Origin of the sequence: Streptomyces sp. NPDC127097, from assembly GCF_042724075.1 — a bacterium.
Lineage (GTDB): Bacteria > Actinomycetota > Actinomycetes > Streptomycetales > Streptomycetaceae > Streptomyces.
The window spans coordinates 33,940-57,941 of record NZ_JBHXFI010000051.1 but is presented as its reverse complement, the minus strand read 5'-3'; the positions used below and the strand labels follow the sequence as shown (position 1 = coordinate 57,941).

18 protein-coding genes are annotated in these 24,002 nt (G+C 73.8%); 2 read left to right on the top strand and 16 right to left on the bottom strand.

Features of this window, described 5'->3' with window-relative positions:
- Nucleotides 1–591 precede the first annotated feature (591 nt).
- On the top strand, nucleotides 592–1,524 hold the full coding sequence (gene ligD, locus ACFWJW_RS29705) for a non-homologous end-joining DNA ligase (protein ID WP_387247190.1): 933 nt from the start codon (nucleotides 592–594) through the stop codon (nucleotides 1,522–1,524).
- 45 nt (nucleotides 1,525–1,569) lie between these two features.
- Here ligD and ACFWJW_RS29700 read toward each other — a convergent pair whose 3' ends face one another.
- Nucleotides 1,570–2,667: a cation diffusion facilitator family transporter gene (locus tag ACFWJW_RS29700; protein ID WP_387247188.1), complete on the bottom strand. Its 1,098-nt coding sequence runs from the start codon at nucleotides 2,665–2,667 to the stop codon at nucleotides 1,570–1,572.
- Between the two features lie 410 nt (nucleotides 2,668–3,077).
- On the opposite strand from ACFWJW_RS29700, the gene ACFWJW_RS29695 reads away from it, so the two are divergent.
- Entirely contained in the window at nucleotides 3,078–3,737 is a 660-nt protein-coding gene (locus ACFWJW_RS29695) for an endonuclease (RefSeq protein ID WP_387247186.1), read from the top strand.
- A 110-nt stretch (nucleotides 3,738–3,847) separates the two neighbouring features.
- Here ACFWJW_RS29695 and ACFWJW_RS29690 read toward each other — a convergent pair whose 3' ends face one another.
- The 15 genes from ACFWJW_RS29690 to ACFWJW_RS29620 all read right to left on the bottom strand — a co-directional run bounded on the left by ACFWJW_RS29690 (nucleotide 3,848) and on the right by ACFWJW_RS29620 (nucleotide 23,915).
- Nucleotides 3,848–5,692 carry a complex I subunit 5 family protein gene (locus ACFWJW_RS29690; RefSeq protein WP_387247184.1) on the bottom strand — a complete coding sequence of 615 codons (1,845 nt, stop codon included), beginning with the start codon at nucleotides 5,690–5,692 and terminating at the stop codon, nucleotides 3,848–3,850.
- Nucleotides 5,689–6,036 carry a sodium:proton antiporter gene (locus ACFWJW_RS29685; protein WP_387247182.1) on the bottom strand — a complete coding sequence of 116 codons (348 nt, stop codon included), beginning with the start codon at nucleotides 6,034–6,036 and terminating at the stop codon, nucleotides 5,689–5,691. The genes ACFWJW_RS29690 and ACFWJW_RS29685 overlap by 4 nt, the downstream gene beginning before the upstream one ends.
- Nucleotides 6,033–6,797 (bottom strand): MnhB domain-containing protein, encoded by a 765-nt coding sequence (locus tag ACFWJW_RS29680; RefSeq protein WP_387247180.1) that lies wholly within the window; start codon nucleotides 6,795–6,797, stop codon nucleotides 6,033–6,035. The genes ACFWJW_RS29685 and ACFWJW_RS29680 overlap by 4 nt, the downstream gene beginning before the upstream one ends.
- Nucleotides 6,794–7,063, bottom strand: a complete 270-nt coding sequence (locus tag ACFWJW_RS29675) for a hydrogenase subunit MbhD domain-containing protein (protein ID WP_387247178.1) — start codon at nucleotides 7,061–7,063, stop codon at nucleotides 6,794–6,796. The genes ACFWJW_RS29680 and ACFWJW_RS29675 overlap by 4 nt, the downstream gene beginning before the upstream one ends.
- Nucleotides 7,056–7,547 (bottom strand): monovalent cation/H+ antiporter complex subunit F, encoded by a 492-nt coding sequence (locus ACFWJW_RS29670; protein WP_387247176.1) that lies wholly within the window; start codon nucleotides 7,545–7,547, stop codon nucleotides 7,056–7,058. Before ACFWJW_RS29670 ends, ACFWJW_RS29675 begins: the two co-directional genes overlap by 8 nt.
- Complete coding sequence (locus ACFWJW_RS29665; RefSeq protein ID WP_387247174.1) at nucleotides 7,544–7,720, bottom strand: hypothetical protein; 177 nt, start codon at nucleotides 7,718–7,720, stop codon at nucleotides 7,544–7,546. The genes ACFWJW_RS29670 and ACFWJW_RS29665 overlap by 4 nt, the downstream gene beginning before the upstream one ends.
- A gap of 116 nt (nucleotides 7,721–7,836) precedes the next feature.
- Nucleotides 7,837–10,245: a phosphoketolase gene (locus ACFWJW_RS29660; protein ID WP_387247172.1), complete on the bottom strand. Its 2,409-nt coding sequence runs from the start codon at nucleotides 10,243–10,245 to the stop codon at nucleotides 7,837–7,839.
- A 219-nt stretch (nucleotides 10,246–10,464) separates the two neighbouring features.
- Complete coding sequence (locus tag ACFWJW_RS29655; RefSeq protein WP_387247170.1) at nucleotides 10,465–10,659, bottom strand: hypothetical protein; 195 nt, start codon at nucleotides 10,657–10,659, stop codon at nucleotides 10,465–10,467.
- Nucleotides 10,660–10,796: 137 nt separating this feature from the next.
- Nucleotides 10,797–15,083, bottom strand: coding sequence for a molybdopterin-dependent oxidoreductase (locus ACFWJW_RS29650; protein ID WP_387247168.1), 4,287 nt, complete (start codon nucleotides 15,081–15,083; stop codon nucleotides 10,797–10,799).
- A 143-nt stretch (nucleotides 15,084–15,226) separates the two neighbouring features.
- The gene (locus tag ACFWJW_RS29645) at nucleotides 15,227–16,459 is read right to left on the bottom strand and encodes an NAD(P)/FAD-dependent oxidoreductase (RefSeq protein ID WP_387247166.1); all 1,233 of its coding nucleotides are present in this window, start codon (nucleotides 16,457–16,459) and stop codon (nucleotides 15,227–15,229) included.
- A gap of 164 nt (nucleotides 16,460–16,623) precedes the next feature.
- Nucleotides 16,624–17,859, bottom strand: coding sequence for a type III PLP-dependent enzyme (locus ACFWJW_RS29640; protein WP_387247164.1), 1,236 nt, complete (start codon nucleotides 17,857–17,859; stop codon nucleotides 16,624–16,626).
- Nucleotides 17,856–19,634: an IucA/IucC family protein gene (locus tag ACFWJW_RS29635; RefSeq protein WP_387247162.1), complete on the bottom strand. Its 1,779-nt coding sequence runs from the start codon at nucleotides 19,632–19,634 to the stop codon at nucleotides 17,856–17,858. Before ACFWJW_RS29635 ends, ACFWJW_RS29640 begins: the two co-directional genes overlap by 4 nt.
- On the bottom strand, nucleotides 19,622–20,932 hold the full coding sequence (locus ACFWJW_RS29630) for an MFS transporter (RefSeq protein ID WP_387247160.1): 1,311 nt from the start codon (nucleotides 20,930–20,932) through the stop codon (nucleotides 19,622–19,624). The genes ACFWJW_RS29635 and ACFWJW_RS29630 overlap by 13 nt, the downstream gene beginning before the upstream one ends.
- The gene (locus ACFWJW_RS29625; RefSeq protein ID WP_387247158.1) at nucleotides 20,929–22,725 is read right to left on the bottom strand and encodes an IucA/IucC family protein; all 1,797 of its coding nucleotides are present in this window, start codon (nucleotides 22,723–22,725) and stop codon (nucleotides 20,929–20,931) included. The genes ACFWJW_RS29630 and ACFWJW_RS29625 overlap by 4 nt, the downstream gene beginning before the upstream one ends.
- Nucleotides 22,722–23,915: an acetyl-CoA carboxylase biotin carboxylase subunit family protein gene (locus tag ACFWJW_RS29620; RefSeq protein WP_387247156.1), complete on the bottom strand. Its 1,194-nt coding sequence runs from the start codon at nucleotides 23,913–23,915 to the stop codon at nucleotides 22,722–22,724. Before ACFWJW_RS29620 ends, ACFWJW_RS29625 begins: the two co-directional genes overlap by 4 nt.
- Nucleotides 23,916–24,002 lie beyond the last annotated feature (87 nt).

The following is a 24,002-nucleotide window of genomic DNA, read 5'->3' as shown; positions in this document are numbered from 1 at the left end:
CCGCCGGGGCCTGTCTCGTCAGCGTGGTGCGGGCGTACCCCGCGGCTCCGGGGCGGGCGGGACGGAGGCGCCGGGTGGCGCGGCCCGTCGCGCGGTGCCCGGGGCCGGGAGCGGATCCGGCGCGGGGCCGGGCTCCGGTCCCGGCGTCGGCGGCGCCGGATGGGGCGGGACCGGGTCCGGCTCGGGACGTGGTGGCTGCGGGGGCACCGGATCGGGGCCGGGTGCGGGAACCGGGCCGGGTCCCGGGCCCGGCGTGGGTCCTGGTGGCCCGGGGCCCGGGCCCGGGGTGGGCGGGACCGGGTCCCGAGGGGTGATGCCCGGCGGTCGTGCTGGCTGTCGCACCGTCATGAGCTCCTCACACGTCGCTCCTCCGCGGCCGGGCGCCCGGCGCCCGCTCCGCGCGGCATGCTGGTTCTCCTTGCCGATCCCGCGCCGGCCATGCGGCATACGGCGTACGGACTCCGCGAGGTACCTCCTCACTGTGCGACGCCCCGGATCGCCCGGCGACACGGACGGCGAACGGCCGCACCGCGCCCCGCACCACCCGGACGCGCGAGCGTACGACGGCCCGGAGCGGGTACCTCCGCCCGCATGAACGCCACAGACACCGGCACCGATACGGACACCGTGCGCGCCGGCCGCCGCACGGTGCGGATCCACCGGCCGGAGAAGGTGCTGTTCCCCGACGACGGGCTGACCAAGGCCGATGTCATCGGCTACTACCGGCGGGTGGCCGCGGCGATGGTTCCACAGCTCCGGGGGCGGCCGCTGATGCTGGAACGGCTTCCGGAGGGCCTCGGCGGCCCGCAGTTCATGCAGAAGGACACCCCCGGCCACTACCCCGACTGGATCCGGCGGGCGGAGGTCACCAAGGAGGGCGGCACCGTCACCCACACCGTCTGCGACGACAAGGCGACCCTGCTGTTCCTCGCCGACCAGGCTTGTCTCACCTTCCATCGCTGGCTGTCCCGCGCCGGCGCGCCCGACCACCCCGACCGGCTGGTGTTCGACCTCGACCCGCCCGGCCCGGACTTCGAAGCCGTACGGGAGGCCGCCCGGCAGCTCTGCGGACTGCTCGACGAACTCGGGCTGCCGGCCGCCCTGATGACCACGGGGTCGAAGGGCCTGCACGTCATCGCGCCGCTGGACGGCAAGAGCGACTTCGACACGGTCCGCGGCTTCGCCCAGGACACCGCCGAGGTGCTGGCGGCGCGTCACCCGGACCGCCTCACCACCGCCGTACGCAAGAAGTCCCGCGGCGACCGGCTCTACCTCGATGTGCAGCGCAACGCCTACGCCCAGACGGCCGTCGCGCCCTGGTCGCTGCGGGCGAAACCGGGCGGTCCGGTCGCCGCGCCGATCAGCCGTCAGCAGCTCGACGATCCCCAACTCACCGCGCGGAGCTGGACGGTGAAGGATGTCGCGGGCGTGCTGGAGCAGCTGGCGGCGCGGCCGTGGTCCGGGGCGCCGGCCCGCGGGCGGTCACTGCGTACGGCGCGCCGGCGGCTCGACGCGCTGCGGTGAGCGCCAGGGCGGCCGCCGGGAGCACCCCTCCGGCGCCCCGCCGTCTCACCCCTCGCCCTCCGGCCGCATCGCCTCGGGCGCGTCGCCGCCCGTGGTCACCGTCTCGTCGAGCTGCCGCCGCTCCCGCCGCGCGCGCTCCCGGTCCCGCGGCGTGGCCTCGGTGACGTCCAGGAAGACCTGATCGGCGATCGGCCACTGCTCACGGACGGCCTTCTTCACCCGCACCAGGACCTCCTCGACCTCCTCGCTGTCCAGCCCGCCGATGAGATCGACCCGGGCCGCGACCAGCGTGGAGCGGGTGCCCAGCCGCATGGTCAGCAGGGTGGTCACGGTGTCGATCTCCGGCTGCTCCTCCAGGAACGTCCGGAGGGCCCGGCGCAGCTCCGGATCGGCGGCCTCGCCGATGATCTGGCCACGGGACTCCTTGGCCAGTTGATAGGCGACGAACACCAGCAGCGCGCCGATGAGCATGGCCGCCCATGCCTCCCACTGCACATCGCCGGTGATCATGTGAAGTCCCAGGCCGGCCATGGCGACCAGGACACCGAAACAGGCGGTGGAGTCCTCGGCCAGCACCGTCCGCAGCGCGGGGTCGTCGCCCGTCCGGATCGCCTCCCGCATGCTGTGTCCGGCCTGCCGTGCCTGGCCACGGACCTGGAGCAGGGCGCGGATCAGCGAGGAGCCCTCGGCGAGCAACGCGACGGCCAGCACGATGAGGCCCGCGACATAGCCCGCGAAGGTTTCCGAGTGGTGTGAGCGCAGGGCCTCGATGCCCTGGAAGAAGGAGAAACAGCCGCCCATGACGAAGATGCCGACCGCGGCGAGCAGGGACCAGAAGTACCGCTCCTTGCCGTAGCCGAAGGGGTGCCGGCTGTCGGGCGCGCGGGTGCTGCGCTTGAGCGAGGCGAGCAGGAACAGCTCGTTGAGGCTGTCGGCGACCGAGTGCGCCGCCTCGGACAGCAGCGCGGGCGAGCCCGCGAACAGCCCGCCGGCCAGCTTGGCCAGGGCGATCACCAGATTGGCGCCGAGCGCCACGAGCACCGTGACCGCCGTCCTGGCGTCCTCCGCGTCCTTGCCGTCCTTGCCGTCCCGCCCGTCCGTCCGGCCGGTGGAGTGCGGTGCGGCGTCAGCGTGCCGGGACAAGCGTGACCTCCCCGTCGTCGGTCGGACCGCCGCCGCGAGCCTAAGGGCTATCCCGTAACCCCTGGCGGGCGCACGACGACAGCTACGGCACTCCCCCAGCTAACGCTGGGAGGTGCCCCCACGCCGCGTTGTCGGAACCTCCGGATACACCCAGTATCCGGATATCCCTCCGCCTTGCGATGCACCGCATCTGACGCCGTGCGCTGATCCGCCAGGGATTACGGGACAGCCCTTAGCCGCCCCGACCTGGCCGCGCATACGGTGCGGTGCCGTTGCGCCCCACGGAGCAGTGGCTGTTTCCCGCCGTGCGGACCGGGGAGGGTGACTGCGGACCCCCACCGGAACGACGGAGGACAGGACGTGGCCGAGACTTCCCGCAAGGACGTGGACTGCCGCTACGGGCGCGCGCGATGAGCCCCCGCGGCGGGCAGCGGGCCCTGGCCCGCACCCTGGTGGAGCGGCACGGCGAGACCTTCGCCGCGGAGAGCGGGATCCGGCTCGCGAACACCCCGCAGCCGCTGTACCAGGTGCTGGTGCTGGCCGGGCTGCTCAGTGCGCGGATCCGCGCCTCGGTGGCGGTGGCGGCCGCCCGGGCACTGTTCGACGCGGGACTGCGCACTCCCCGGCGGATGGCCGACGCGACCTGGCAGCAACGGGTCGACGCCCTGGGCGAAGGCGGCTACCGGCGCTACGACGAGCGCACCGCCACCCAGCTCGGGGACGGTGCCACCCTGCTGCTGGACCACTACGGCGGCGATCTGCGGCGGATGCGGGACGGCGCCGGCGGTGACCTCGGGGCGCTGCGCCGCGCCCTGCGGGAGGTGCCCGGCCTGGGGCCCGCGGGCTGCGACATCTTTCTGCGGGAGGTCCAGGGCGTCTGGCCCGAACTCGCCCCGTATCTCGACGCCAAGGCCCTCCAGGGGGCGGAGCGGCTGGGCCTGCCCGGCGACAGCAAGAAGCTGGCCCGGCTGGTCGGTACGGACGAGACCGCGGCGTTCGCCTCGGGGCTGGTGCGCGCGGCGCTGGACCGGTCCGTCGCCGAGGAGGTACGGGAGGCCGCGGGGGCCTGAACCGGGTGGGGCCACGGCCCGGAACCCGGCAACTGGTCCGGCCCGCAACGCGGCCGCCGGCCCGGCCCGGACGGCGGCCGTGTGCAGCGCCGGGACCGCGGCCCCGCCCGTCACACGACCAGCACCCCCAGCAGGGTGACACCCGCCAGGAACCACGCGACATAGTCGCCGACATGGCCGGAGTGCAGCCGGCGCAGCGGTGTGGTCCACCGGGCGGGTTCGGTGACCGGCGGACGGCGCACGGCGAGCAGGGCGAGTCCCACGGCCAGCGCGGTGGCCAGCAGACCCCACAGCACCCCGGCCGTGGACCAGTGCGGCGGGGGAGTGGACGCGGGCTCCGTCGCCCGGCCGTGCTGCACCGCCGCGAGGTAGCCGGCCTGGTCGGTGAAGGCGTCGGCGGCGTGCCCGGTGCCGGTGCGCAGGCCCGGGACCAGTCCGACCGCCAGCGCCCCGGCGAGCAGCGCGGTGGGCACCGCGAGCATGCTGGCCGGGACCCGGGTGAGCCGTCCGCTGGTCTCCGGCTCCTCCGCTTTCCCGGTGGTTTCCTCGGCGGCCTCGTCGTCGGCGGCCCCGGCCTGCCGTGCCGTGCCGGCCCCGCTCCCCGTGACCGGTCCCAGGCCCAGGAACACCCGCGCCCCGGCCCGCAGTACCGCGCCTCCGGTGGCCGCCGAGACCACCACGAAAAGCGCGGTCGCCCAGCCGCCCGCCGCCTCCTCGGTCACGGCCTTGCCCAGCGCGGTGCCGAACGGCGGCAGCCCGGCCAGCGCCAGCCCGCCGGTCCCGAACAGCACGCCCACCCACGGGAGTTCCCGCCCCTTGCCGTGCAGCTCGGGCTCGTCGACGCTGCCGAACCGGTCCAGCAGAATCCCCACACAGGCGAACAGCGCCGCCTTCACCCCGGCATGCGCCAGCACGTACAGCGCGACACCGCCGAGCCCCTCCGGGGTGAGCACCGCGAGGCCGATGAGGAACAGGCCGGTGTGCGCGACCGTGGAATAGGCCAGCAGCCGCTTGAGATGACGCTGGAGCCCGCACATCACCGCGCCGAGCACCGCGGTCAGCACCCCCAGGGCCAGCAGCGCCCGCTGCGCGTCGGGCGCCGGGATGCCGCCGGGGCCCGCGAAGACCGTCCAGTAGACCCGGGCGGTGCCGTACACGCCCAGCTCGACCATGACCCCGGACAGCAGCATGCACACCGGTGTGGGCGCCACCGCATGCGCATCGGCGAGCCAGAAGTGGAACGGCACCGCGGCGGCCTTGACGAGCAGTCCGGTGGCGACGAGGACGAAGGCGGCGATCACCAGCGCGTCCGGGCCGCCGGGGTGCGCGTCGAGGGCGCCGCCGATCTGGGCGAGGCCGAGTTCACCGGTGCGGGCGTAGAGCAGACCGATGCCCAGCAAGGTGGTGTAGGCGCCGAGGGAGTTGATGACGCCGAACACCAAAGCCCCCTGGACGGCGCGGGCCTCCTCGACGCGGTAGCCGGTCAGGGCGTACGCGACGACACCCATCAGCTCGAAGAAGACAAAGGCGTTGAACAGGTCCCCGGCCAGCGCGAAGCCGCACATGCCCGCCTGGAAGAGCAGCACCAGGGCGGGGAAGGAGCCCGCGTGGCGCTGCGGGGGCTCGTCGAAGTACCGCCAGGCGTAGGCGAGGGCGGCCACCACCAGCAGGGAGACCAGGGTGGCCAGACCGAGGCCGATACGGTCGCCGACCAGCACGATGCCCACCCCCGCCCCGCCGTGCGGCCGCCAGCCGCCCAGCCATTCGAGGGGGCGGGCGGTGGACGAGGGGGTCCCGGCCGACGCGGCCAGCGCGAGCGCCGCCGTGCCCGCGGCGCACACACACCCCAGCACCTCGGCTGCGGACCGCGGCAGCCGCCGGCCCGCGCCGACCAGCAGCGCCGCCCCGAACAGCGGGACCGCCACGATCAGCGGAAGGATCCGGTCGACGCTCACCCCCGCAGCTCCGAGAGCTCGTCCGGGTCCACCGTCCGGTGCCGTTTGGCGACCTGGATGACCAGGGAGAGCAGCAGCGCGGTGACGGTCGCCCCGATGACGATGTCGGTGAGGGTGAGGGCCTGGACGACGGGGTCGACGACGGGGCGGGAGCCCGGTGCGATGTCGGAGAAGACCGGGGCGGTGGCGCCGTCCCGGTAGCCGATGGCGAGCAGCAGGACATAGGTCGAGCACTGGCAGACGGTGAGACAGCCCACCGCGTGGATGAGGTTGCGGCTGGTGGCCAGCCCGTAACAGCCGATCAGGAACAGCCATCCCGCGATCAGATACGGCAGCACACTCATGTCCCGGCCTCCGCTGCGTCGTCCCGGTCCCCGTCCCCGCTCTCGATCTCCACGGCCTGGTCCAGGAAACGGGCCAGCAGGACGACCACCCCGCAGGCCACCTCCACGCCGATGGCGGCGTTGAGCAGCGGGACGGTGCCGCCGGAGGAGAGCGTGTTGAAGGTGCCGTAGGGAAGGAAGTTGGTCAAAAACGCCGCCCCCGTCACCAGTGCGGCCGTGCCCAGCAGCAGATAGGCGGCCTCCCCGGCGGCATCCGCCACCTCGTACAGACCGACCGGCCGGATCCGCTCCAGCGCCCGGTAGTCCACGGCGATATAGAGCAGATGCAGCGCGGTGGCGGCCACGACCCCGCCCTGGAAGCCGCCGCCGGGGCTGAGCTGGCCGTGCGCGATGACATACAGGCCGATGAGCAGGGTGACGGGCAGCGCGATCAGCGCATAGTGGCGGACCGGTGGCGCGACCGTGGCCGGCTCCGGGGGCAGCCGGCCCTCGTCCCGGGTCTGCCGCAGCAGGACGACGGTGCCCACCACCGAGCCGAACAGGATGGACTCCTCGCCGAGGGTGTCGAAGGCGCGCTGGTCGAAGTTGACGGAGGAGATGGTGTTGGCGGTGTGCCGGGCGAGCGCGGCCCGCACGGCCCGGTCGCCGTACGGGTGCCAGAGCCCGCCGAAGGCCGGCAGGTCGAAACAGGCCAGGACGAACAGGACGGCCACCCCCAGTCCGCCGACGGCCAGCACCCACAGCCGCAGCCTGCTGCTCATTCGTGCTCCTCCCGGCGTTCGCTGCGCGCCCTGCGCCGCACCTTGCGTACGGACAGCAGCACCATCAGCGGGGTCAGCACGGAGCCCACCGCCAGCTGGGAGAGCGCGACATCGGGGGCCTGAAGCAGCAGGAACACCAGGGCCAGTGCCAGGCCGAGCAGGGACAGCAGAAAGGACTGCCGCACCGGATCGCGCACCAGGACGGTGGCGGTTCCGGCGGCGGCCACCAGGAGCAGGCCGAGCAGCAGCGGCAGATCGTCAGCCATCGGACATTCCCTCCGCCGGTCCGGTCCGGCCGTGTCCCGCGGTGACGGCGGCGGTCACCGCCCGCGCCGCCACCCGGCTACCCAGCACCAACAGCACCCCGATGACCAGCAGTTTCACCATGGCCCTGCCGGGCCCGGCGGCCACACACAGCGGCAGCACCACCGCGGGCACGGCCGTATAGCTCAGCGCCGTCACCGCGAGCAGCGAGCGAGGCCGTGGCGGATGGGCCGCCAACTGGTCGGCGAGCAGCCGCACATACAGCAGGGTGCCGGCCGGCCCGAGCACCGCGAGCACCAGCGCCGGATCGGTGTACGCCGGACGGCCGTAGCCCTGGGCCAGCAGCAGGATCACCAGGCTGAGCAGCGTGGTCGCCAGGTTCTGTGCGGGCACCCGCCGCCGGACCGGGCCGGTGGCGGCGCCACCGGCGGCCGGGGCGACACCGCACACCAGCAGCGCCACGGCCGCGGCGGTCCAACCGCTCATCGGCGGTCGACCGCACGCCGCGCAGCGCAGGCCGCACCGGCGGCGAGCAGCGCGGCACCGGCGCCGACCGCCCACTCCAGCGTGTCGACGGTACCGATCAGCACGATCCACAGGCCGGTCAACACCGCCCACCAGCCGATGAGTTCGGCGCCCGTCGTCAGCCACCGCGCCATCCGCGCACCTCCTGAGGCCCCGGGTACCCGCGCCTCAGGCTCACATGCGGCGGCCGGGCCGCCCCGTCACCGCGCCGCGCGTTACTCCGTCGGAGGCGGGCCGCCGCCGGGCCCCGTCAGTCCGCCCAGGTCCAGTCGGCGACCTCCGGCAGATCGGTGCCGTGCTCCCGGATCCAGGCGTGGTGGCGGGTACGGGCGTCCGCCATCTCCTGCCGCAGCGCGACGGCGCGCACCCCGAGACCGGGCACCCGGTCCACCACGTCCATCACCAGCCGGTACCGGTCGAGATCGTTGCGGACGACCATGTCGAAGGGCGTGGTCGTGGTGCCCTCCTCCTTGTAGCCGCGGACATGGAGATTCTCGTGTCCGGCGCGGCGGTAGCAGAGCCGGTGGATCAGCCACGGGTAGCCGTGGTAGGCGAAGATGACCGGCTTGTCGCGGGTGAACAGCGCGTCGTACTCGGGGTCCGGCATACCGTGCGGATGCTCTCCCGACGGCAGCAGCCGCGCCATGTCGACGACATTGACCACCCGCACCGCCAGCTCCGGCAGATGCCGGCGCAGCAGTCCGGCGGCGGCCAGCGTCTCCTGGGTGGGGACGTCCCCGGCGCAGGCCAGCACCACATCGGGATCCCGGCTGCCGTCCTCGGTGCCCGCCCACTGCCAGGCACCGGCGCCGCGTGCGCAGTGGGTGCGGGCCTCGTCGAGGGTGAGCCAGTCGAAGGACGGCTGTTTGCCGGCCACGATCACATTGACGTAGTCACGGCTGCGCAGCGCATGATCGGCCACCGAGAGCAGGGTGTTGGCGTCCGGCGGCAGATAGACCCGGACCACCTCCGGGCTCTTGTTGAGGATGTGGTCGACGAAGCCGGGGTCCTGGTGCGAGAAACCGTTGTGGTCCTGCCGCCAGACGTGTGAGGTGAGCAGGTAGTTCAGCGAGGCGAGGGGCCGTCGCCAGGGCAGCCGGCGCGCGGTCCGCAGCCATTTGATGTGCTGGTTGACCATGGAGTCGACGATGTGCGCGAACGCCTCGTAGCTGGAGAAGAGCCCGTGCCGGCCGGTGAGGAGATAGCCCTCCAGCCATCCCTGGCACAGATGCTCGGAGAGCACCTCCATGACCCGGCCGTCATGGGCGAGATGCTCGTCGGTGTCCAGTGTCCGGGCCTGCCACGCCTTGCCGGTGGCGTCGTAGAGCGCCTCCAGACGGTTGGACGCGGTCTCGTCGGGGCCCACGACACGGAAGTCGCGGCGCTCCGCGGTGGCGTCCATGACCGCCTCCAGCAGCCCGCCCAGTACCCGGGTCGGCTCGTGCAGCACGGTGCCGCGCTTGTCGACCTCCACCGCGTACCGCTCCAGCGGCGGCAGCGGCAGGTCGCGCACCAGCAGACCGCCGTTGGCGTGCGGTGAGGCACCGAGCCGGCGCGACCCCTCGGGCACACCCGCCAGCACCTCGGGGCGCGGCCGGCCCCCCTCGTCGAACAGCTCCTCCGGCCGGTACGAGCGCAGCCACTCCTCCAGCTGCCGCAGATGCCCGGGGTCGTCCCGTACGCCGGGCAGCGGAACCTGATGGGAGCGCCAGGTGCCCTCCACGGGCTGCCCGTCGACCTCGTGCGGGCCGGTCCAGCCCTTGGGGGTCCGCAGCACGATCATGGGCCAGCGGGGGCGCTCGGTGACCCCCTCGCCGCGGGCCCGCTGCTGGATGGCGGCGATCCGGTCCAGGGCGCGGTCCATGGCGGCGGCCAGCTCCTGATGGACCGTCGCCGGATCGTCGCCGGTGACATGGATCGGGTCGTGGCCGTAGCCGCGCAGCAGCGCGTCCAGCTCGTCCTGCGGGATCCGGGCCAGCACCGCCGGATTGGCGATCTTGTAGCCGTTGAGGTGCAGCAGGGGCAGCACCGCGCCGTCGTGCACCGGGTCCAGGAACTTCGTGGCGTGCCAGGACGCGGCGAGCGGCCCGGTCTCCGCCTCGCCGTCGCCGACGACACAGGCGACCAGCAGCTCCGGATTGTCGAACGCCGCGCCGTAGGCATGGGTGAGGGAGTAGCCCAGCTCGCCGCCCTCATGGATCGAGCCCGGGGTCTCCGGCGCGACATGGCTGGGAATGCCGCCGGGGAACGAGAACTGCCGGAACAGCCGGGCCATGCCCGCGGCGTCCCGGCTGACATCGGGATAGGTCTCGGAGTAGGTGCCGTCCAGCCAGGAGTTGGCCACCACGGCGGGGCCGCCGTGCCCCGGCCCCCATACGCACAGGGCGTCCAGGTCACGGGCCTTGATGACGCGGTTGAGGTGGGTGTGCACCAGGTTCAGGCCGGGTGAGGTGCCCCAGTGGCCCAGCAGCCGCGGCTTGATGTGCTCGGGGCGCAGCGGCGCCTCCAGCAGCGGATTGGCCATCAGATAGATCTGCCCGACGGACAGATAGTTGGCGGCCCGCCAGTGGGCGTCGAGCCGTCGCAGCTCGGCGCTGTCGAGGGGCCCCGGCGCCGCCGGGGCCCCCGTCGTCCCTGCCGGGGTTTCCGCGTCGTGCATGCTCAGCTCCTCATCAACGTGGCGTTGCGTCGGGCGGGTCACAGCGGGTGCGGTATCCGGCCGGCCCCGGCGGCTCGGCGTTCACCCGCCGGCCGCCGAGCGCCCGGCGGAACCGCTCGTGCGCCCGCGCGAGCGCGCCTTCCGGTCGGGGGCGTGGCGAACCGGCAGCGGGCCGGTCTCGCCGGGGTGACGCCGGGTGGCAATCGGGGCGGGCCGGTGTCAGTCGGGTGGCTCGGGCGCCGGATGGACATCCGGTTTCGTGCCGGGCGGCTCCGTCGGGGACGGGCCCGGCTCGTCCGGTTCCGGCTCGGCGGGGACCGGGTCCCGGGGCACCGGTTCGGGCTCGCTCGGCACCGGCCCCGGCCCCTTGGGCTCCGGTTCGGTGGTCATGGCGTCAGCGGTCATCAGGGTCATAGCGCTCTCCTTCCTCTCCATCGTCCGTCCAATGCCCGAGGTCGGCCCGTTCAAGAAATCAACCGAAGGGCGCGCGAACGGCAGGGGCGGAAGGGAGCGTTATGGAGGGGGCGGGCCCTGGCCCGCGTCGCGGTGCGTCAGTACACGTCGCGGACGTAGCGCTTGTCGGCGGCGAGCTGTTTGACGTAACCGGCGGCCGCCTCCTCCGCCAGGCCGCCGTGCGCGACGGCGATGTCCCGCAGCGCGCGGTCGACGTCCTTGGCCATCCGGGACGCGTCACCGCACACATAGAAGTGCGCGCCGTCCCGGAGCCAGGACCACAGCTGGGCGCCGTGTTCGCGCATCCGGTCCTGGACGTAGACCTTGGCCCGCTGATCGCGGGAGAAGGCGGTGTCCAGCCGGGTGAGCAGGCCGTCGCGGCGCAGCCGGTCGAGCGCGTCCTCGTAGTAGAAGTCCGTGGCCCGGCGCTGCTCCCCGAAGAAGAGCCAGTTGGGGGCGCGGTGGCCACGGGCCCGCCGCTCGTCCAGGAAGCCGAGGAAGGGCGCGACGCCGGTGCCGGGGCCCACCATCACCATCGGGGTGGCCGGATCGGCCGGCGGACGGAAGTGGGCGGTGCGCTGGACGAACACCGGTACCGGGCTGCCGGGCTCGGCATCGGCCAGAAAGGTGGAGGCCACGCCCTTGCGCGGGTGGCCCGCCCGGTTCTCGTAGCGGACCACGGAGACCGTCAGCCGGAGCAGCCCGGGATCGGTCAGCGGGCTCGACGAGATGGAGTACAGCCGGGGCTGGAGACGGGGGAGCAGGGCGGCCCACTCCGCCGCACCGGCCCGGACCGGGAACTCCGCGAGCACATCGACGGCCTGCCGGCTCCAGGTCCACTGGGCCAGCTCGCCCTTGTTGTCGGGCCGCAGCAGCTTCTTGAGGACCCGGTCACCGGTGCGTTCGGCGACCAGCCGGAGGAGTGCGGGGGTGATCCTGGCGATGTCCAGATGGCGGTGCAGGGCCTCGCCCAGCGGCACCGTGCCCGGGCCCGGGAGCTCGACGGGGGCTGCGGGATCGAGACCGGTGACGGCCAGCCACTCGGCGACGAGGTCCGGGCAGTTCCGCGGCAGCACGCCGAGCGCGTCCCCCACCTCGTAGTCCAGCGGGGTGCCGTCGCCGTCCCGGGTGTCGAAGGTGAACTGCCGCACCTCCTTGGTGGCCCCGGCCCGGCTCAGCAGTTCGTTGCCGACGAGACGGGCGGTGGCGGGCGCGGCCTTGGAGGGCCGGCCGCCCGGCGCCCGGGCCGGGGCGGCGGGAGCCGGGACCGTCCCCGGCGGGCCGGCCGCGGCGCCCGCCCCGGCAGCGCCGTCCGCCGCTCCGCCGCCGTCCGCCTCGGCCCCGCCGTCCGCCTCCGCCCCGCCGTCCGGCTCCGCGCCGGCCTCCAGGGCCATGAGGACCTGGTCGAGCCACTGCCCCGCCGGCTGCTCATAGTCCGGTTCGCAGTCCGTACGGGGCACCAGCCGCTTCGCGCCCAGCTCGGCGAGGCGTTCGTCGAGCCGCCGGCCGTGGCCGCAGAAGTCGTCATAGGAGGAATCACCCAGGGCGAGGACGGAGTAGCGCATCCCGTCCAGCCGGGGCGTGTCCGGCGCGTTCAGGGTCTCCCAGAAGCCGGACCCGTTGTCGGGGGCGTCGCCGTCGCCGAAGGTGCTGGTGACGATGAGCAGATCGGCGCCGCGCGGCAGGGTGGCCGGCGCGCTGTCGTCCATGCTCAGCAGCGTCGCCGCCCGTCCGCTGCCGGTCAGCCGGCGGGCCGTGTCGGCCGCGACCTCCTCCGCGTTGCCCGTTTGGGACGCCCACAGGACGACGACCGTACGGGTGGCCCGGGCATCGGCCGCTTCGGCGGGAGCCTCCGCCGGGTCCGTCGCCGTCGCCGGCCGGGTGTCCGGCGTGCGGGAGAACATCCCGGCCAGGACGCCGTTGACCCACAGCGCGCTCTCCGGGCTGAACGGGGCGTGGGACGGCAGCACGGGAGTGCCGACGGCGGTGGCGGGCCCGGAGCCCAGCCCGGCGAGAAAGCCGGAGAGATAGCGCCGTTCGTGCTCGGCCAGCACCGGCGGGGCCGGCTCGCCGAGCCGGAACACCTCCGCCAGCACCGCTCTCGCCGCGTCGTGGCCCTGGTCCGCCCCGGCCCCGGACCCGCCGCCGGCCCGACCGGCGTCCGTCCCGCCCTGCGGCTGCCCCGGCGCGGCCGCGACCCTGGCCAGCGACACCGCGCAGACCTTGAACTCGGGCTGGAAGGAGATCGGATCGACCGCGTCATGGGTCACCGCGTTGACGCTGAGGTACTCGCCGAACAGGTCGTTCCAGTGGAACGGCGCGAAGCAGTCGCCGGGCCGTACCCGGTCGGTCACCACGGCGGGCAGCACCGCCCGGCCGCGCCGCGAGGCGACCTCCACCGTGTCCCCGTCCGCGAGGCCCAGCGCCGCGGCGTCCTGCGGATGCAGCTCCACGAACGGGCCCGGGTTGAGCTTGTTCAGCTTGCCGACCTTGCCGGTCTTGGTCAGGGTGTGCCACTGGTGGGGCAGCCGCCCGGTGTTCAGCACGTACGGGAAGTCGTCGTCGGGCATCTCGGCCGCCGGGAGGTGCGGCCGGGCGAAGAACACGGCCCGGCCGGTCGCGGTGGGGAAGGACAGCCGGGGGCGGGTGCCGTCGGGCCGCTCGTCCAGGGTCTGGCTGACGCCGTCGTTGAGGTAGCGCACCGGATTGCGGTCGGGCCCGTCGACGGCCGCGCTGGGCCACTGCACCGGGGTGTCCCGCAGCCGCTCATAGGTCACTCCGCGCAGGTCATAGCCGGTCCGCGGGTTCCAGGCGCGTTTGATCTCCTCGAATATCTCCTCCGCGCTGTGGTAGGTGAAGGCGTCCTCGTAGCCCATCGCACAGGCGATCTCCGCGATGATCCGCCAGTCCGGCCAGGCTTCGCCCGGCGGGTCCGCGGCCGGTCGCACCAGCGTCAGATTGCGCTCCGAGTTGACCATCACGCCCTCGGACTCGGCCCACATGGCCGCGGGCAGGACGACATCGGCGTAGGCGTTGGTCTCGGTCTCCGCGAAGACGTCCTGGGCGACCACGAACTCCGCGGCCTCCAGCCCCTCGATGACCGTCCGGCGGTTGGCGACCGAGGCGACGGGGTTGGTGCAGATGATCCAGCACGCCTTGATGTCGCCGTCCGCCATCCGCCGGAACATCTCGACGGTGCCCTGACCGGGCCCGTCCGCCCGCACCGTCCCCGGCTCCAGGCCCCACAGTTCCTCGGCGAAGGCACGGTCCTCGGCCACCAGCGTCGACCGCTGTCCCGGCAGCCCCGGGCCCATGTAGCCCATCTCGCGGCCGCCCATCGCATTGGGCTGGCCGGTGAGCGAGAACGGGCCGCTGCCGGGCCGGCAGATCGCACCGGTCGCCAGATGCAGGTTGACCAGGGCATTGGTGTTCCAGGTGCCATGGGTGCTCTGGTTCAGGCCCATGGTCCAGCAGCTCATCCAGTCGTCCGCCGCGCCGATCCACTCGGCGGCCCGGCGCAGATCCGCCTCCGGAATGCCGGTGAGCTCCGCGACCCGCTCCGGCGGATAGTCCTGGAGGAAGGCCGGCATGGCCTCCCAGCCCTCGGTGTGCTCGGCGATGAACTCGGTGTCCACCCGGCCGTTCTCGGCCAGCAGATGCAGCAGACCGTTCAGCAGCGCCAGATCCGTACCCGGCGCGATCTGGAGGAACAGATCGGCCTTGGCCGCGGTGGCGGTACGGCGGGGATCGACCACGATCAGCTTGGCGCCCGCCTTCACCCGCTCCATCATCCGCAGGAAGAGGATCGGGTGGCAGTCGGCCATGTTGGAGCCGATGACGAAGAAGACCTCGGCATGCTCGAAGTCCTGGTAGGAGCCGGGCGGGCCGTCCGCGCCCAGCGACAGCTTGTAGCCGCTGCCCGCGCTCGCCATGCACAGCCGGGAGTTGGACTCGATGTGCCGGGTGCGCACGAAGCCCTTGGCGAGCTTGTTCGCCAGGTACTGGGCCTCCAGCGTCATCTGGCCGGACACGTACAGCGCCAGCGCGTCCGGTCCGTGCTCGTCGACGATCTCGCGCAGCCGCCCGGCGGTCTGCTGGATCGCCGCCGTCATCGCCTCGGCCGCCGGCTCGTCACCGCGGTCCGCGCGCACCAGGGCGGCCGACAGCCGCCCCGGCGCGGCGAGCAGCTCGGCGCTGGTCGCGCCCTTGGTGCACAGCCGTCCACCGTTCGCCGGGTGGGCCTTGTCCCCGGCCGCCCTGCGGACCGTCCGCCGCCCCTCCGGGTCCGTCGCGACATCCAGCACGATCCCGCACCCGACCCCGCAGTACGAGCACGCCGTCCGCACCTGCGTGAGGCGCTCTGCCAGCGGTTCCGATGCGGTCACGGACGGTTCCCTTCGTGGTCGGAAGCTTGTTCCGACCCTACGAACGGCCCGTTAACCGGGTGTCACATCAAGCGATCACCAGTCGTTACGGCGGCCACACAGTCACCGGAGGCGCTCCGTGAGAACCGGGCGGGGCCCGGTTCTCAGGGCACCAGGGAGTCCAGCGGCACGGCCGGATCGGCCAGCCGCTCGGGATCGACCGCCTTCCCGCTCAGTACCAGCGCCTTGATCGGCCCGGTGACGTCCCAGACGTTCACATTCATCCCGGCCAGCACCCGTCCCCCGGAGAGCCAGAAGGCGATGAACTCCCGGGCATCGGTGTCCCCGCGGAAGACGACCTGGTCATAGCCGTCCGGCTCGGCGAATCCGGTGTACTCCATGCCCAGGTCGTACTGGTCGGTGAAGAAGTACGGCAGCCTGTCGTAGCGGACGTCCTGGCCCAGCATCGCTTTGGCGGCGGTCTGCGGCTGGTGCAGCGCGTTGGCCCAGTGCTCGACGCGCAGCTGCCGGCCCAGGACCGGGTGGTAGGCGTTGGCGACATCACCGGCCGCGAAGATGTCCGGGTGGGAGGAGCACAGCCGCTCGTCCACCACGACACCGTTGTCGACCTTGAGCCCCGCCGCGGCGGCCGGCTCGCTGTTCGGGGTGATCCCGACGCCGACGATGACCGCATCGGCCCCGATCAGGCTGCCGTCCGCCAGCCGTACGCCGTCCACCGCACCGCCCGTGCCGGTGATCTCCGAGACCTGGGTGCCGCAGCGCAGCTCGACCCCGTGATCGGTGTGCAGGGTGGCGAAGATCCGGGCCGCCTCGGGCCCCAGGACCCGCAGCAGCGGCAGCGCCGCGGCCTCCAGCACGGTCACCTCGACCCCGGCGGCGCGCGCGGCGGCCGCGGTCTCCAGGCCGATCCAGCCCGCGCCGATCACCACGACCCGGGACGCGGCACCGAAGACCTCCTTGAGGCGGTCGCTGTCCGCCAGCCGCCGCAGGTAGTGGACCCCGTCGAGGTCCGCACCGGGCACCCGCAGCAGGCGCGGGGTGGAGCCGGTGGCCAGCAGCAGCTTGGCGTAGCCGAGCCGGCTGCCGTCCGCGAGGGTCACCTCATGACCGGCCGGGTCGAGGGCGGTGACGGCCTGGCCCAGGCGCAGCTCGACCTGGTGCTCCGCGTACCACTCGGGCGGATGGACGAACGCCGACTCCCGCTCGGCGCTGCCCAGCAGATAGCCCTTGGACAGCGGCGGCCGCTCATACGGCCGCTCGCGCTCGTCGCCCAGCAGCACGAGCGGGCCGTCGAAGCCCTCCTTGCGCAGCGTCTCCGCGGCCTTGGCGCCGGCCAGTCCCGCCCCCGCGATCAAGAATGCCGTGTTCCGGCCCATGTCCTGCTCAGCTCCTTCGGACGATCGGTTACCCCGTCATCCGTTCCCGCCCGGGGCCCGGGCAGGCACCGCCGATGGTGTGGCCGTCACTCCCGCCCCGCGGGGTCGGCGGACCTGCCGGGGCACCCCGTACGACCGCGAGAGACCGCCGGGCCGGGGCTGCCTCAGTCCTCCTCTGCCGCACCGCCGAGGAAGTGGAAGCCGGGGCGCGGATGCATCAGGAAGTCATGGTGCGAGATGTTCCAGGCGTACGCCCCGGCCACCCCGAACACCACCCGGTCACCGGCCCGCAGCCCCGGCGCCGGCACCGCGCGGGCCAGCACGTCCTTCGGGGTGCACAGCTGCCCGGTGACGGTGACCTGGTTCCCCCGGGCCACCGACCGCGGCCAGGGGTGCGGCCAGGGCGCGTCGGACGGCAGCACCGTGCAGGGCTGGTCATGGCCCTTGGTCGCGGGGGTCCGCAGATGGTGGGTGCCGCCGCGCACCACGGCGAACTCCTCGCCGTGGCTGTGCTTCACATCCAGCACCTCGGTGGCGTACCAGCCGCAGTACGCGGTCAGCGCCCGCCCCGGCTCGATCCGCAGGGTGAGACCGGGGTGGGCGGCGGCGAGCCGGGCCAGGCCCGCGCCGTACGCGGTCCAGTCGAAACGGCGCTCCGGCGCGGCGTAGTCGACCGCCATCCCGCCGCCGATGGTCACCTCGGAGAGCGGAATCCGGTGCTCCGCGGCCAGCGCGGCGGCCCAGGTCACGATCGCCTCCGCCACGCCCAGCTGCTCCGGCGCCTCCAGGCCGCTGGCCAAGTGGGCGTGGACGCCGCGGAGTTCGAGGTGCGGGTAGGTGCCGTCGGTGAGCAGCGCGACGACCTCACCGGCCTGGTCCGGGTCCAGTCCGAAGGGGGTCGGGCGGCCGCCCATGGCGAGCGAACTGCCGTCCAGGGAACCGTCGTGGACCGGCAGATTGAAGCGTGCCAGCACCGCGATCCGGCGCTCCGGGGCGAGCCGGGCGGCCAGGTTCGCGAGCATATGGATCTCGTACACGCTCTCCACATGGAAGCGCTGTACCCCGCACTCCAGCGCCTGGGCGACCTCCGCGGGGGTCTTGCCCGGTCCGCCGAAGGCGAGCGGGGCGCCGGGCACGGCCTTGCCGGTGTGCGCGAGTTCGCCGCCCGAGGAGACCTCGTAGCCGTCGACGTACGGGCGCAGCGCGCCCAGGATCTCCGGCTCCGGGTTGGCCTTGGCCGCGTAGTAGAGCTCCACGCGCTCGGGCAGCGCGGCCCGGACCCCGGCCAGATGCGCGCGCAGCGCCGTCAAGTCGTAGACATAGGCGGGCAGTTCCTCGGGTGCGAGGCCCTGGACGCGGTCGCGGACCGCGGCGGTGGGGGCGAGGCCGGGGGTGCTCATCGGGTGCTCCAGGGGGTGGTGTCGTCGGCGCGCACGGCACCGGACAGAACGGCCTCGGCCAGCGGCGAGGGCAGCAGGACATAGCCGGCCTCGCGGTCGGCCTTGCGCTCCCAGCGGGTGAGCAGATTGGCCTTGGCGGGCAGCGGGACACCGGCCAGCAGGGCGGCAAGCCGCGGCGGGCAGCCGTACCGGTCCGCGTGGGTCTGAAGGGTGCGGCGCACCTGCCCCCACAGTTCCGCCTCGGTGCCCGGGTGCAGATCGGCGAGCGCCGCGAGCATCTCGGCGACATGGTTGACCAGCAGGCAGTACACCACCCGGTCCCAGCCGCGCTGGGCGTCGTAGGTCATCGGGGCCGCGACCCGCTCGGGCAGCGACGCCAGCAGCTCGGCGTGGTGCTCGGGGACCAGCTTGGTGCCCTCCAGGTCACGGAAGAGGACCTGGGCGGGCATCCCGTCGCCGTCGACGCAGACCAGCACGTTCTGGAGGTGCGGTTCCAGCACCAGGCCGTGGTCGAAGTAGGCGGCGAGCACCGGCGGGAGCAGCAGATCGAGGTAGGCGGCCCACCAGTCCAGTGCGGCCCGCGGTCCGGCGCCGTCCAGGAGCCGGGAGACATGGGCCGGGCTGGTGGGGTACTCATCGGCGACGGCGGCCGCCAGCAGCGGGGTGGTGCCGGGCAGCAGCCGCTGGGAGAGACCCTCGCGGACGATGACGCCGAACCCTTCGAGCAGTTCGGTGTCCGGGCGGCCGTCGGCGCCGGGCAGCGCCAGGCTGCGGTAGCCGGGCTCGCGCAGTACCGCGCTGCCGGGGAACCGGGTGGCGAGGTCGGCGAGCGCCGGCGCCAGCAGCCGGGTCAGGGCCACCGCCCCGGACAGCTCGTAACTGGCGTTCTTCCGGAGGCAGTTGGTGATCCGGACGTTCAGGCTGAACTTGAGGAACGCCTCCCCGTCGTAGAGCGTGCGCACGGACGCGGTGGCGGCGAACGGCGCCCCGCCGGTGCCCAGGACACGGATGTCGTCGCGCTCCAGCGCTTCTCGCAGCCCGGCGTGCTCGCGCAGCAGCTCGTACTGCCAGGGGTGGACGGGCAGCAGCCGGTAGCCGTCCGGGACCGCGGTGTGCAGCGCGTCCAGCGGGGCGGTGGCGCCCTCGCCGGCCGCTTCCTCGGCGATCAGTTCCGCGCGCACGGCGAGCAGCAGCAGCGGGAAGGCGGCCCCGGTCTCGGGCGCGTACGACTGCCAGGCGGCCGGATCGCCGGTGCGGGCCTTGGGCGTCGGGTGGAAGCGGTGACCGAGGATCAGCGACTGCTCGGAGGTGACATAGGCGGTCTGCCAGTCCTCCGCGTCCTGCTCCCCTGCGACGGGGTGCTCCGTACGGGCCGCCAGCGCCGCGGAGACGGCCTGGTGGCTGGAGGCGATCTGGGCCAGGAACTCCTCGTTGTCCACGCCGGTCCGCAACGACAGCTCGGCGTGCACGTACTCGGCCAGCCGGCGCCAGCCCACCTCGGCCCAGCCGTCGGCGGTCTGTTCGGACACCGGGCCGGTGAACCGGTGCGCGCCGAGCAGCGAGGTACGGCGCAGCGCGACCCGCAGCAGCACACCGCGGCGCGGCAGCCGGATCAGCAGCTGCCCGTTGTCGACCGCGGTCTGGTGCTCGGGTCCGGACACCTCGCGCAGCAGGCAGTTGAGCAGGGTGTGCGCCACGGCCTGGTCGGCGGTGGGCAGGCCGGCGGGCGCGGCGGGGGCCACGGCGGGGCCGGGGGAATTGGTCAGCGGAGGCATCGCGGGCTCCTGCGGGTGCGGGGGAGGCGGGAGAGCAGAACAGGGGCGGCGGTCGCGAGGACGGTGACCAGGGCGATCGCGGTGCCGGTCAGGACGGGCGCGGCCGGGCCGAACCAGTCGTTGCCGACCGCGGCGGCCACACCGGCGGCGACCGCGCCGGCCTTGGAGAAGAATTCGATCGAGCCGAACAGCCCGCCCGGGGCCCGGCCCTTGGCACAGTTCGCGGCCAGCACGGACAGACAGACCAGACCGAGGGTGAGCCCGGCACCGAGCACCAGACGGACCGCGACGAAGCCGGTGAGCGAGTCCGCCAGGCCGTGTCCGGCCAGACCGAGCGCGATACAGCCGAAGCCGAGCCCGATACCGAGCCGGGGGCGGGTGCGGAAGACGGCGTGCACCGCCATCGCCGCGACCAGATAGCACATGTGGGGGAGGGCGAACAGCACGCCGGACACCATGGGGTCGGTGCCCGGGATCCGCTCCTTGATGAGGGAGATCAGATAGGGGAAGGAGATGACGGTGGAGAAGACGAAGGCGAACTCCAGGGCGTAGAGGGCGCGCAGCGAGGACTGCGACCCGGGCCCGGAGTGCTCGGTCGCGGCGGCCTCGGCCGCGGCCGTCTCCACCGCCGAGGTGCCGTCCGCGTCGACCTCCGCGGTGGCGGCCTGCGGTGCGCCGGTCCGGACCCGCGGCGGCTCCGGGAGCGCCGCCAGCATCACGGCCGCGGTCAGCGGCAGCACGGCCAGCAGGGCGTACTGCCGGTGCGGCGACAGCCACGGCGTCAGCGAGCCGACCACGATCGGGGCGAAGACCAGGGCCGCACGGGCGCTGCCCTGCATCAGGGTGAGCGCCCGGGACAGCGCATTGCCTTCGAGCGCCGCCCCCAGATAGCCGTTCGACGCGGCGAAGGTGCCGCCGAGGATGCCCTGGAGGACCAGCGCCGCGACGAAGGTGCTCATCGAGTCGGCCCAGCCGGCCAGCAGGAAGGCCGCCGCCAGCCCCAACTGTGCGCGCAGCAGCAGCCGTTTGCGTCCGAAGCGGTCCGCGAGCCGCCCCCACAGCGGTGCGCCGAGGGCGCCGAAGATGGTGGGGATGATGTAGAGCAGCCCGGCCCAGCGGGCGGCGCCGGCGCCGAACTCGGGCAGGATCTCGGTGAGGTACGGCGGCAGGCCGAGGGCGGCGAACGACGCCACGAAGTAGCAGCCGGCCACGGCGTGCACCTGGCGGCGGGCGAGGCCCGGACGGTCCTTGGTTTCGACGACGGCCGGTTCGGCCTGGCGAGAAGTGGTGGTCCTCATCGGGAAGTCCCCGTCGGAAGCAGGTAGTTGGGGCCGGTGGTGTAGTGCTTGTTGATGTCGGCCGCGCCCGAACGCTCCTTGGAGAGCAGCGTCCCGGCGCTCACCATCGCCTTGATGGGGAGGTGCGGGGCGTCCAGGACGGAGGCGCGCAGCGCGGCGCCCGGCTCGCCCGGGGCGGTGCCCAGCCGTTCGACGGCCTCGGCGAGCCGGTCGCGGACCAGATCCAGCAGCCGCCCGAGCGGCGCCCGTCCGTGCCGGGCGAGCCCGAAGGCGTACGAACCGGCGCACAGGTGGACGGTGATGGTGGCGAACAGGTCCAGCACCGGCCGGTCGCTGTCGGCGAAGATCCGTGGGTCGGCGAAGTCCGAGGGGTCCGGGGCGTCGGCGCCCAGCGTGTCCCGCAGCCGGGTGGCGTTGATCCGCGGCCCGTCGTTGTCCTTGAACAGCAGCCGCAGCCGGGTGCCGTCCGCCGTGCGGTCCCACACCAGCGAGATGTTCTGCTGGTGGGACTCCAGCGCGATGCCGTAGCCGAAGAGCGTGGTCTGCCAGTCGAAGAGCAGGGTGAGGCAGGCGTCGAGCAGGGCGAGCGGATCGCCGCCGTAGAAGCGGTCCGCGAGGTGGTCGATCACCAGCCGCCCGCCGGGCGCCCGGCTCAGCAGCGCGGCCATCGGCACCACGGCGCTGCCGTCCAGCCCTGCGGGGTAGCGGCGGCACAGCACGGTCAGCAGCTCATGATCGGCGTGCGCGTAGACGGTCTCGTCGGCCTGGAGGACCGACCCCCGGAAGCGCGGCTCATGGGCGAGCACGGTCTCCAGCAGCCGCTGCCCCGCCGCGCCGTCGATGAGCGTACGGGGCTTGATGGTGCGCCGGTTCCGCAGGCCCAGCGTGGCGGTGGCCAGCGGCAGCTTCAGATGGAGCCGTGGATCGGCGTCCACTGCCACGGTGCGCATCGACAGGGTGGGGACGACATCGACCACGGCGCGCTCGGCCAGTACCGCCGCGCCCGCCAGGCCCGTCTCGCGCAGCGCACCGTCCAGCGGGTCGCCGAGCGTCAACGGGTGGACGGGGAGCGCGAGATGGCTCTCGTCGAGGTGGGCGAGGCCCAGCTCGGCGGGCGTCGGCCAGCAGGCGGGCAGCGTGGCCTCGCCGCCCGGAACGGTGACCGCGGCGCGCGGCAGGGCGAGCCAGCGCAGCGCGAAGTCCGGGCGGAACTCGGGTGCGTAGGCGCGCAGTTGGGCCTCGGTCAGGCCGGACCGGCCGCGGGCGGTCGGGTAGACGGGGTGGTCGAGCCGGGCGGCGAGCGTGTCGTGGGCCAGGCCACCGTTCAGCCCCAGCCAGCCGGCCGGGTCAACGCCATGACGAACCGTCAGCTCGTCCTCGGTCTCGTCCCGGGTCCGGGTGTGCAGCCGCATCGTCTCCAGGGTCTGGCGGCACTCCTCGGCGAAGGCGTCGAAGCCCTCGTGGTCGGCCGGATCGGCCAGCGCGTGCAGCGCCGTGAGGATCTCGTCGACCGTGGTCAGCCGGGCGCCGTCGGACTCCCGCACGAGGAGCGGCAGCCGCGCCGTGTACGTGCTCTGGTAGCCGTCCTCGCCCAGGGGCAGCAGCAGCGCCCCGGCGGTCCCGTCGGCGGGCAGCCGCAGCCAGGGGCCGTCCGGCCGCTCCAGCAGGGTGCCACGGGTGCGCAGTCCCACCACGTCCTCGCGCAGCAGCGCGCCCAGGACCCGCAGCAACAGACCGGACTCCTCCGCGTCCGCCGCGGCCCGGCCGGTGGCGGTGTCGAGCGCGGCGGTCACGACGATATCTCCCAGCGCTCGGCCGCGAGGAACGCCTCCGACACCCGGTCCACGGCGCTCCGGTCGGTGCCGGTGGCCCGCAGGACGCCGAGGTAGTCGCGGTTGGTGCGGTAGTGCGGGTGCTCGGTGCCGGCCTCGCGCAGCGGCCGGTAGCTGAGCCGTACGCCGTCCACCGTCCGGTCCACGGCGGCGGGCGCCGCGGTCAGCGTCCCGGCCCGGTCGGCGCAGGCGTAGTCCACCCGGCCCGCCCCGTCGCGCCGCGCGCCGAGGTCGGCGGGCAGCGGCTCGCCCAGGTGGGCCCGCAGAATGTGCTCGAACAGGGGGATGTCCAGGACCTGCGCGAGCATCAGGTCGCACTGGTCCCCGATGACGCGGTAGTTCACCTCGATGAGCCGCGCGCGGCCCTCGTGGACCACGAACTCCGTGTGGCAGGCGCCGAACCCCACGCCCAGCGCGTCCAGTTGGGCCAGCACCTGCGCCACCACGGGCTCGGGGTGGGCGGCGACGAAGTCGAGCCGCTCCTCGATGAAGGCCGGCGGGGCGGAGACCGTGGTGTGAAAACCGCCCAGGACGTGCCGTACGCGGCCGTCGCCCAGGGTCTCCAGGGTGTAGAGCTCACCCTCCAGGAACTCCTCGGCGACCAGCGCCGCCTGCGGGCGCCGCGCCTGGATCTCCTTGGCGAGCGTCACCAGCTCGTCCGGCCCCTCGGCGAGCACCACATCCTCGCTGGCCACGCCCTCGCGGGGCTTGATGACGCAGGGGTAGGGCAGGCCGGCGGCGGTGAGCGTGGCGGGATCCTCGCCGGCGGCGAGTTCCACGGACCGTACGGTGTCGACGCCGGCCGCGGCGAGGTGGCGGCGCATCTCGGCCTTGTTCTTGGCGCGCAGCGCGGCCCGCCAGTCCTTGCCGGGCAGCCCGAAGTAGTCGGCGGCCAGCGCCGCCTGGGTCTGAAGATGGTCGCTGTTGGTGAAGACCGCGTCGGCGGGGTGGTGGTTCGCCATGCGGGTGATGACGGCGCGGAAGTCGTGGACGTCGCACTCCAGGACCTCGGTCTGCGGGGAGACCACCCGCCGGTGCGCTTCGGGCCGGTCGGTCAGGACCGTGAGATCGAGGCCGAGGCGGGCGGCGGCGGGCAGGAATCCATCGGTGACCGAGTCGGTGGGGTTGAGGGCGAGCAGGTACATCCGCATGAGCGGGGCCCCTTCGGGGTCGAGGTGGTGCGGGGGATCGGGGCGGGGGCGGGCCGGGGAACGGCGGCCCACCCCCGGGTGGCCGGG

Excerpts from the sequence above, each read along its gene's own strand:
- ligD (WP_387247190.1), top strand. The coding sequence starts at position 592 with ATGAACGCCACAGACACCGGCACCGATACGGACACCGTGCGCGCCGGC.
- ACFWJW_RS29695 (WP_387247186.1), top strand. The coding sequence starts at position 3,078 with ATGAGCCCCCGCGGCGGGCAGCGGGCCCTGGCCCGCACCCTGGTGGAG.
- ACFWJW_RS29685 (WP_387247182.1), bottom strand. The coding sequence starts at position 6,036 with ATGAGTGTGCTGCCGTATCTGATCGCGGGATGGCTGTTCCTGATCGGC.
- ACFWJW_RS29680 (WP_387247180.1), bottom strand. The coding sequence starts at position 6,797 with ATGAGCAGCAGGCTGCGGCTGTGGGTGCTGGCCGTCGGCGGACTGGGG.
- ACFWJW_RS29675 (WP_387247178.1), bottom strand. The coding sequence starts at position 7,063 with ATGGCTGACGATCTGCCGCTGCTGCTCGGCCTGCTCCTGGTGGCCGCC.
- ACFWJW_RS29670 (WP_387247176.1), bottom strand. The coding sequence starts at position 7,547 with ATGAGCGGTTGGACCGCCGCGGCCGTGGCGCTGCTGGTGTGCGGTGTC.
- ACFWJW_RS29665 (WP_387247174.1), bottom strand. The coding sequence starts at position 7,720 with ATGGCGCGGTGGCTGACGACGGGCGCCGAACTCATCGGCTGGTGGGCG.
- ACFWJW_RS29660 (WP_387247172.1), bottom strand. The coding sequence starts at position 10,245 with ATGCACGACGCGGAAACCCCGGCAGGGACGACGGGGGCCCCGGCGGCG.
- ACFWJW_RS29655 (WP_387247170.1), bottom strand. The coding sequence starts at position 10,659 with ATGACCCTGATGACCGCTGACGCCATGACCACCGAACCGGAGCCCAAG.
- ACFWJW_RS29645 (WP_387247166.1), bottom strand. The coding sequence starts at position 16,459 with ATGGGCCGGAACACGGCATTCTTGATCGCGGGGGCGGGACTGGCCGGC.
- ACFWJW_RS29640 (WP_387247164.1), bottom strand. The coding sequence starts at position 17,859 with ATGAGCACCCCCGGCCTCGCCCCCACCGCCGCGGTCCGCGACCGCGTC.
- ACFWJW_RS29635 (WP_387247162.1), bottom strand. The coding sequence starts at position 19,634 with ATGCCTCCGCTGACCAATTCCCCCGGCCCCGCCGTGGCCCCCGCCGCG.
- ACFWJW_RS29630 (WP_387247160.1), bottom strand. The coding sequence starts at position 20,932 with ATGAGGACCACCACTTCTCGCCAGGCCGAACCGGCCGTCGTCGAAACC.
- ACFWJW_RS29620 (WP_387247156.1), bottom strand. The coding sequence starts at position 23,915 with ATGCGGATGTACCTGCTCGCCCTCAACCCCACCGACTCGGTCACCGAT.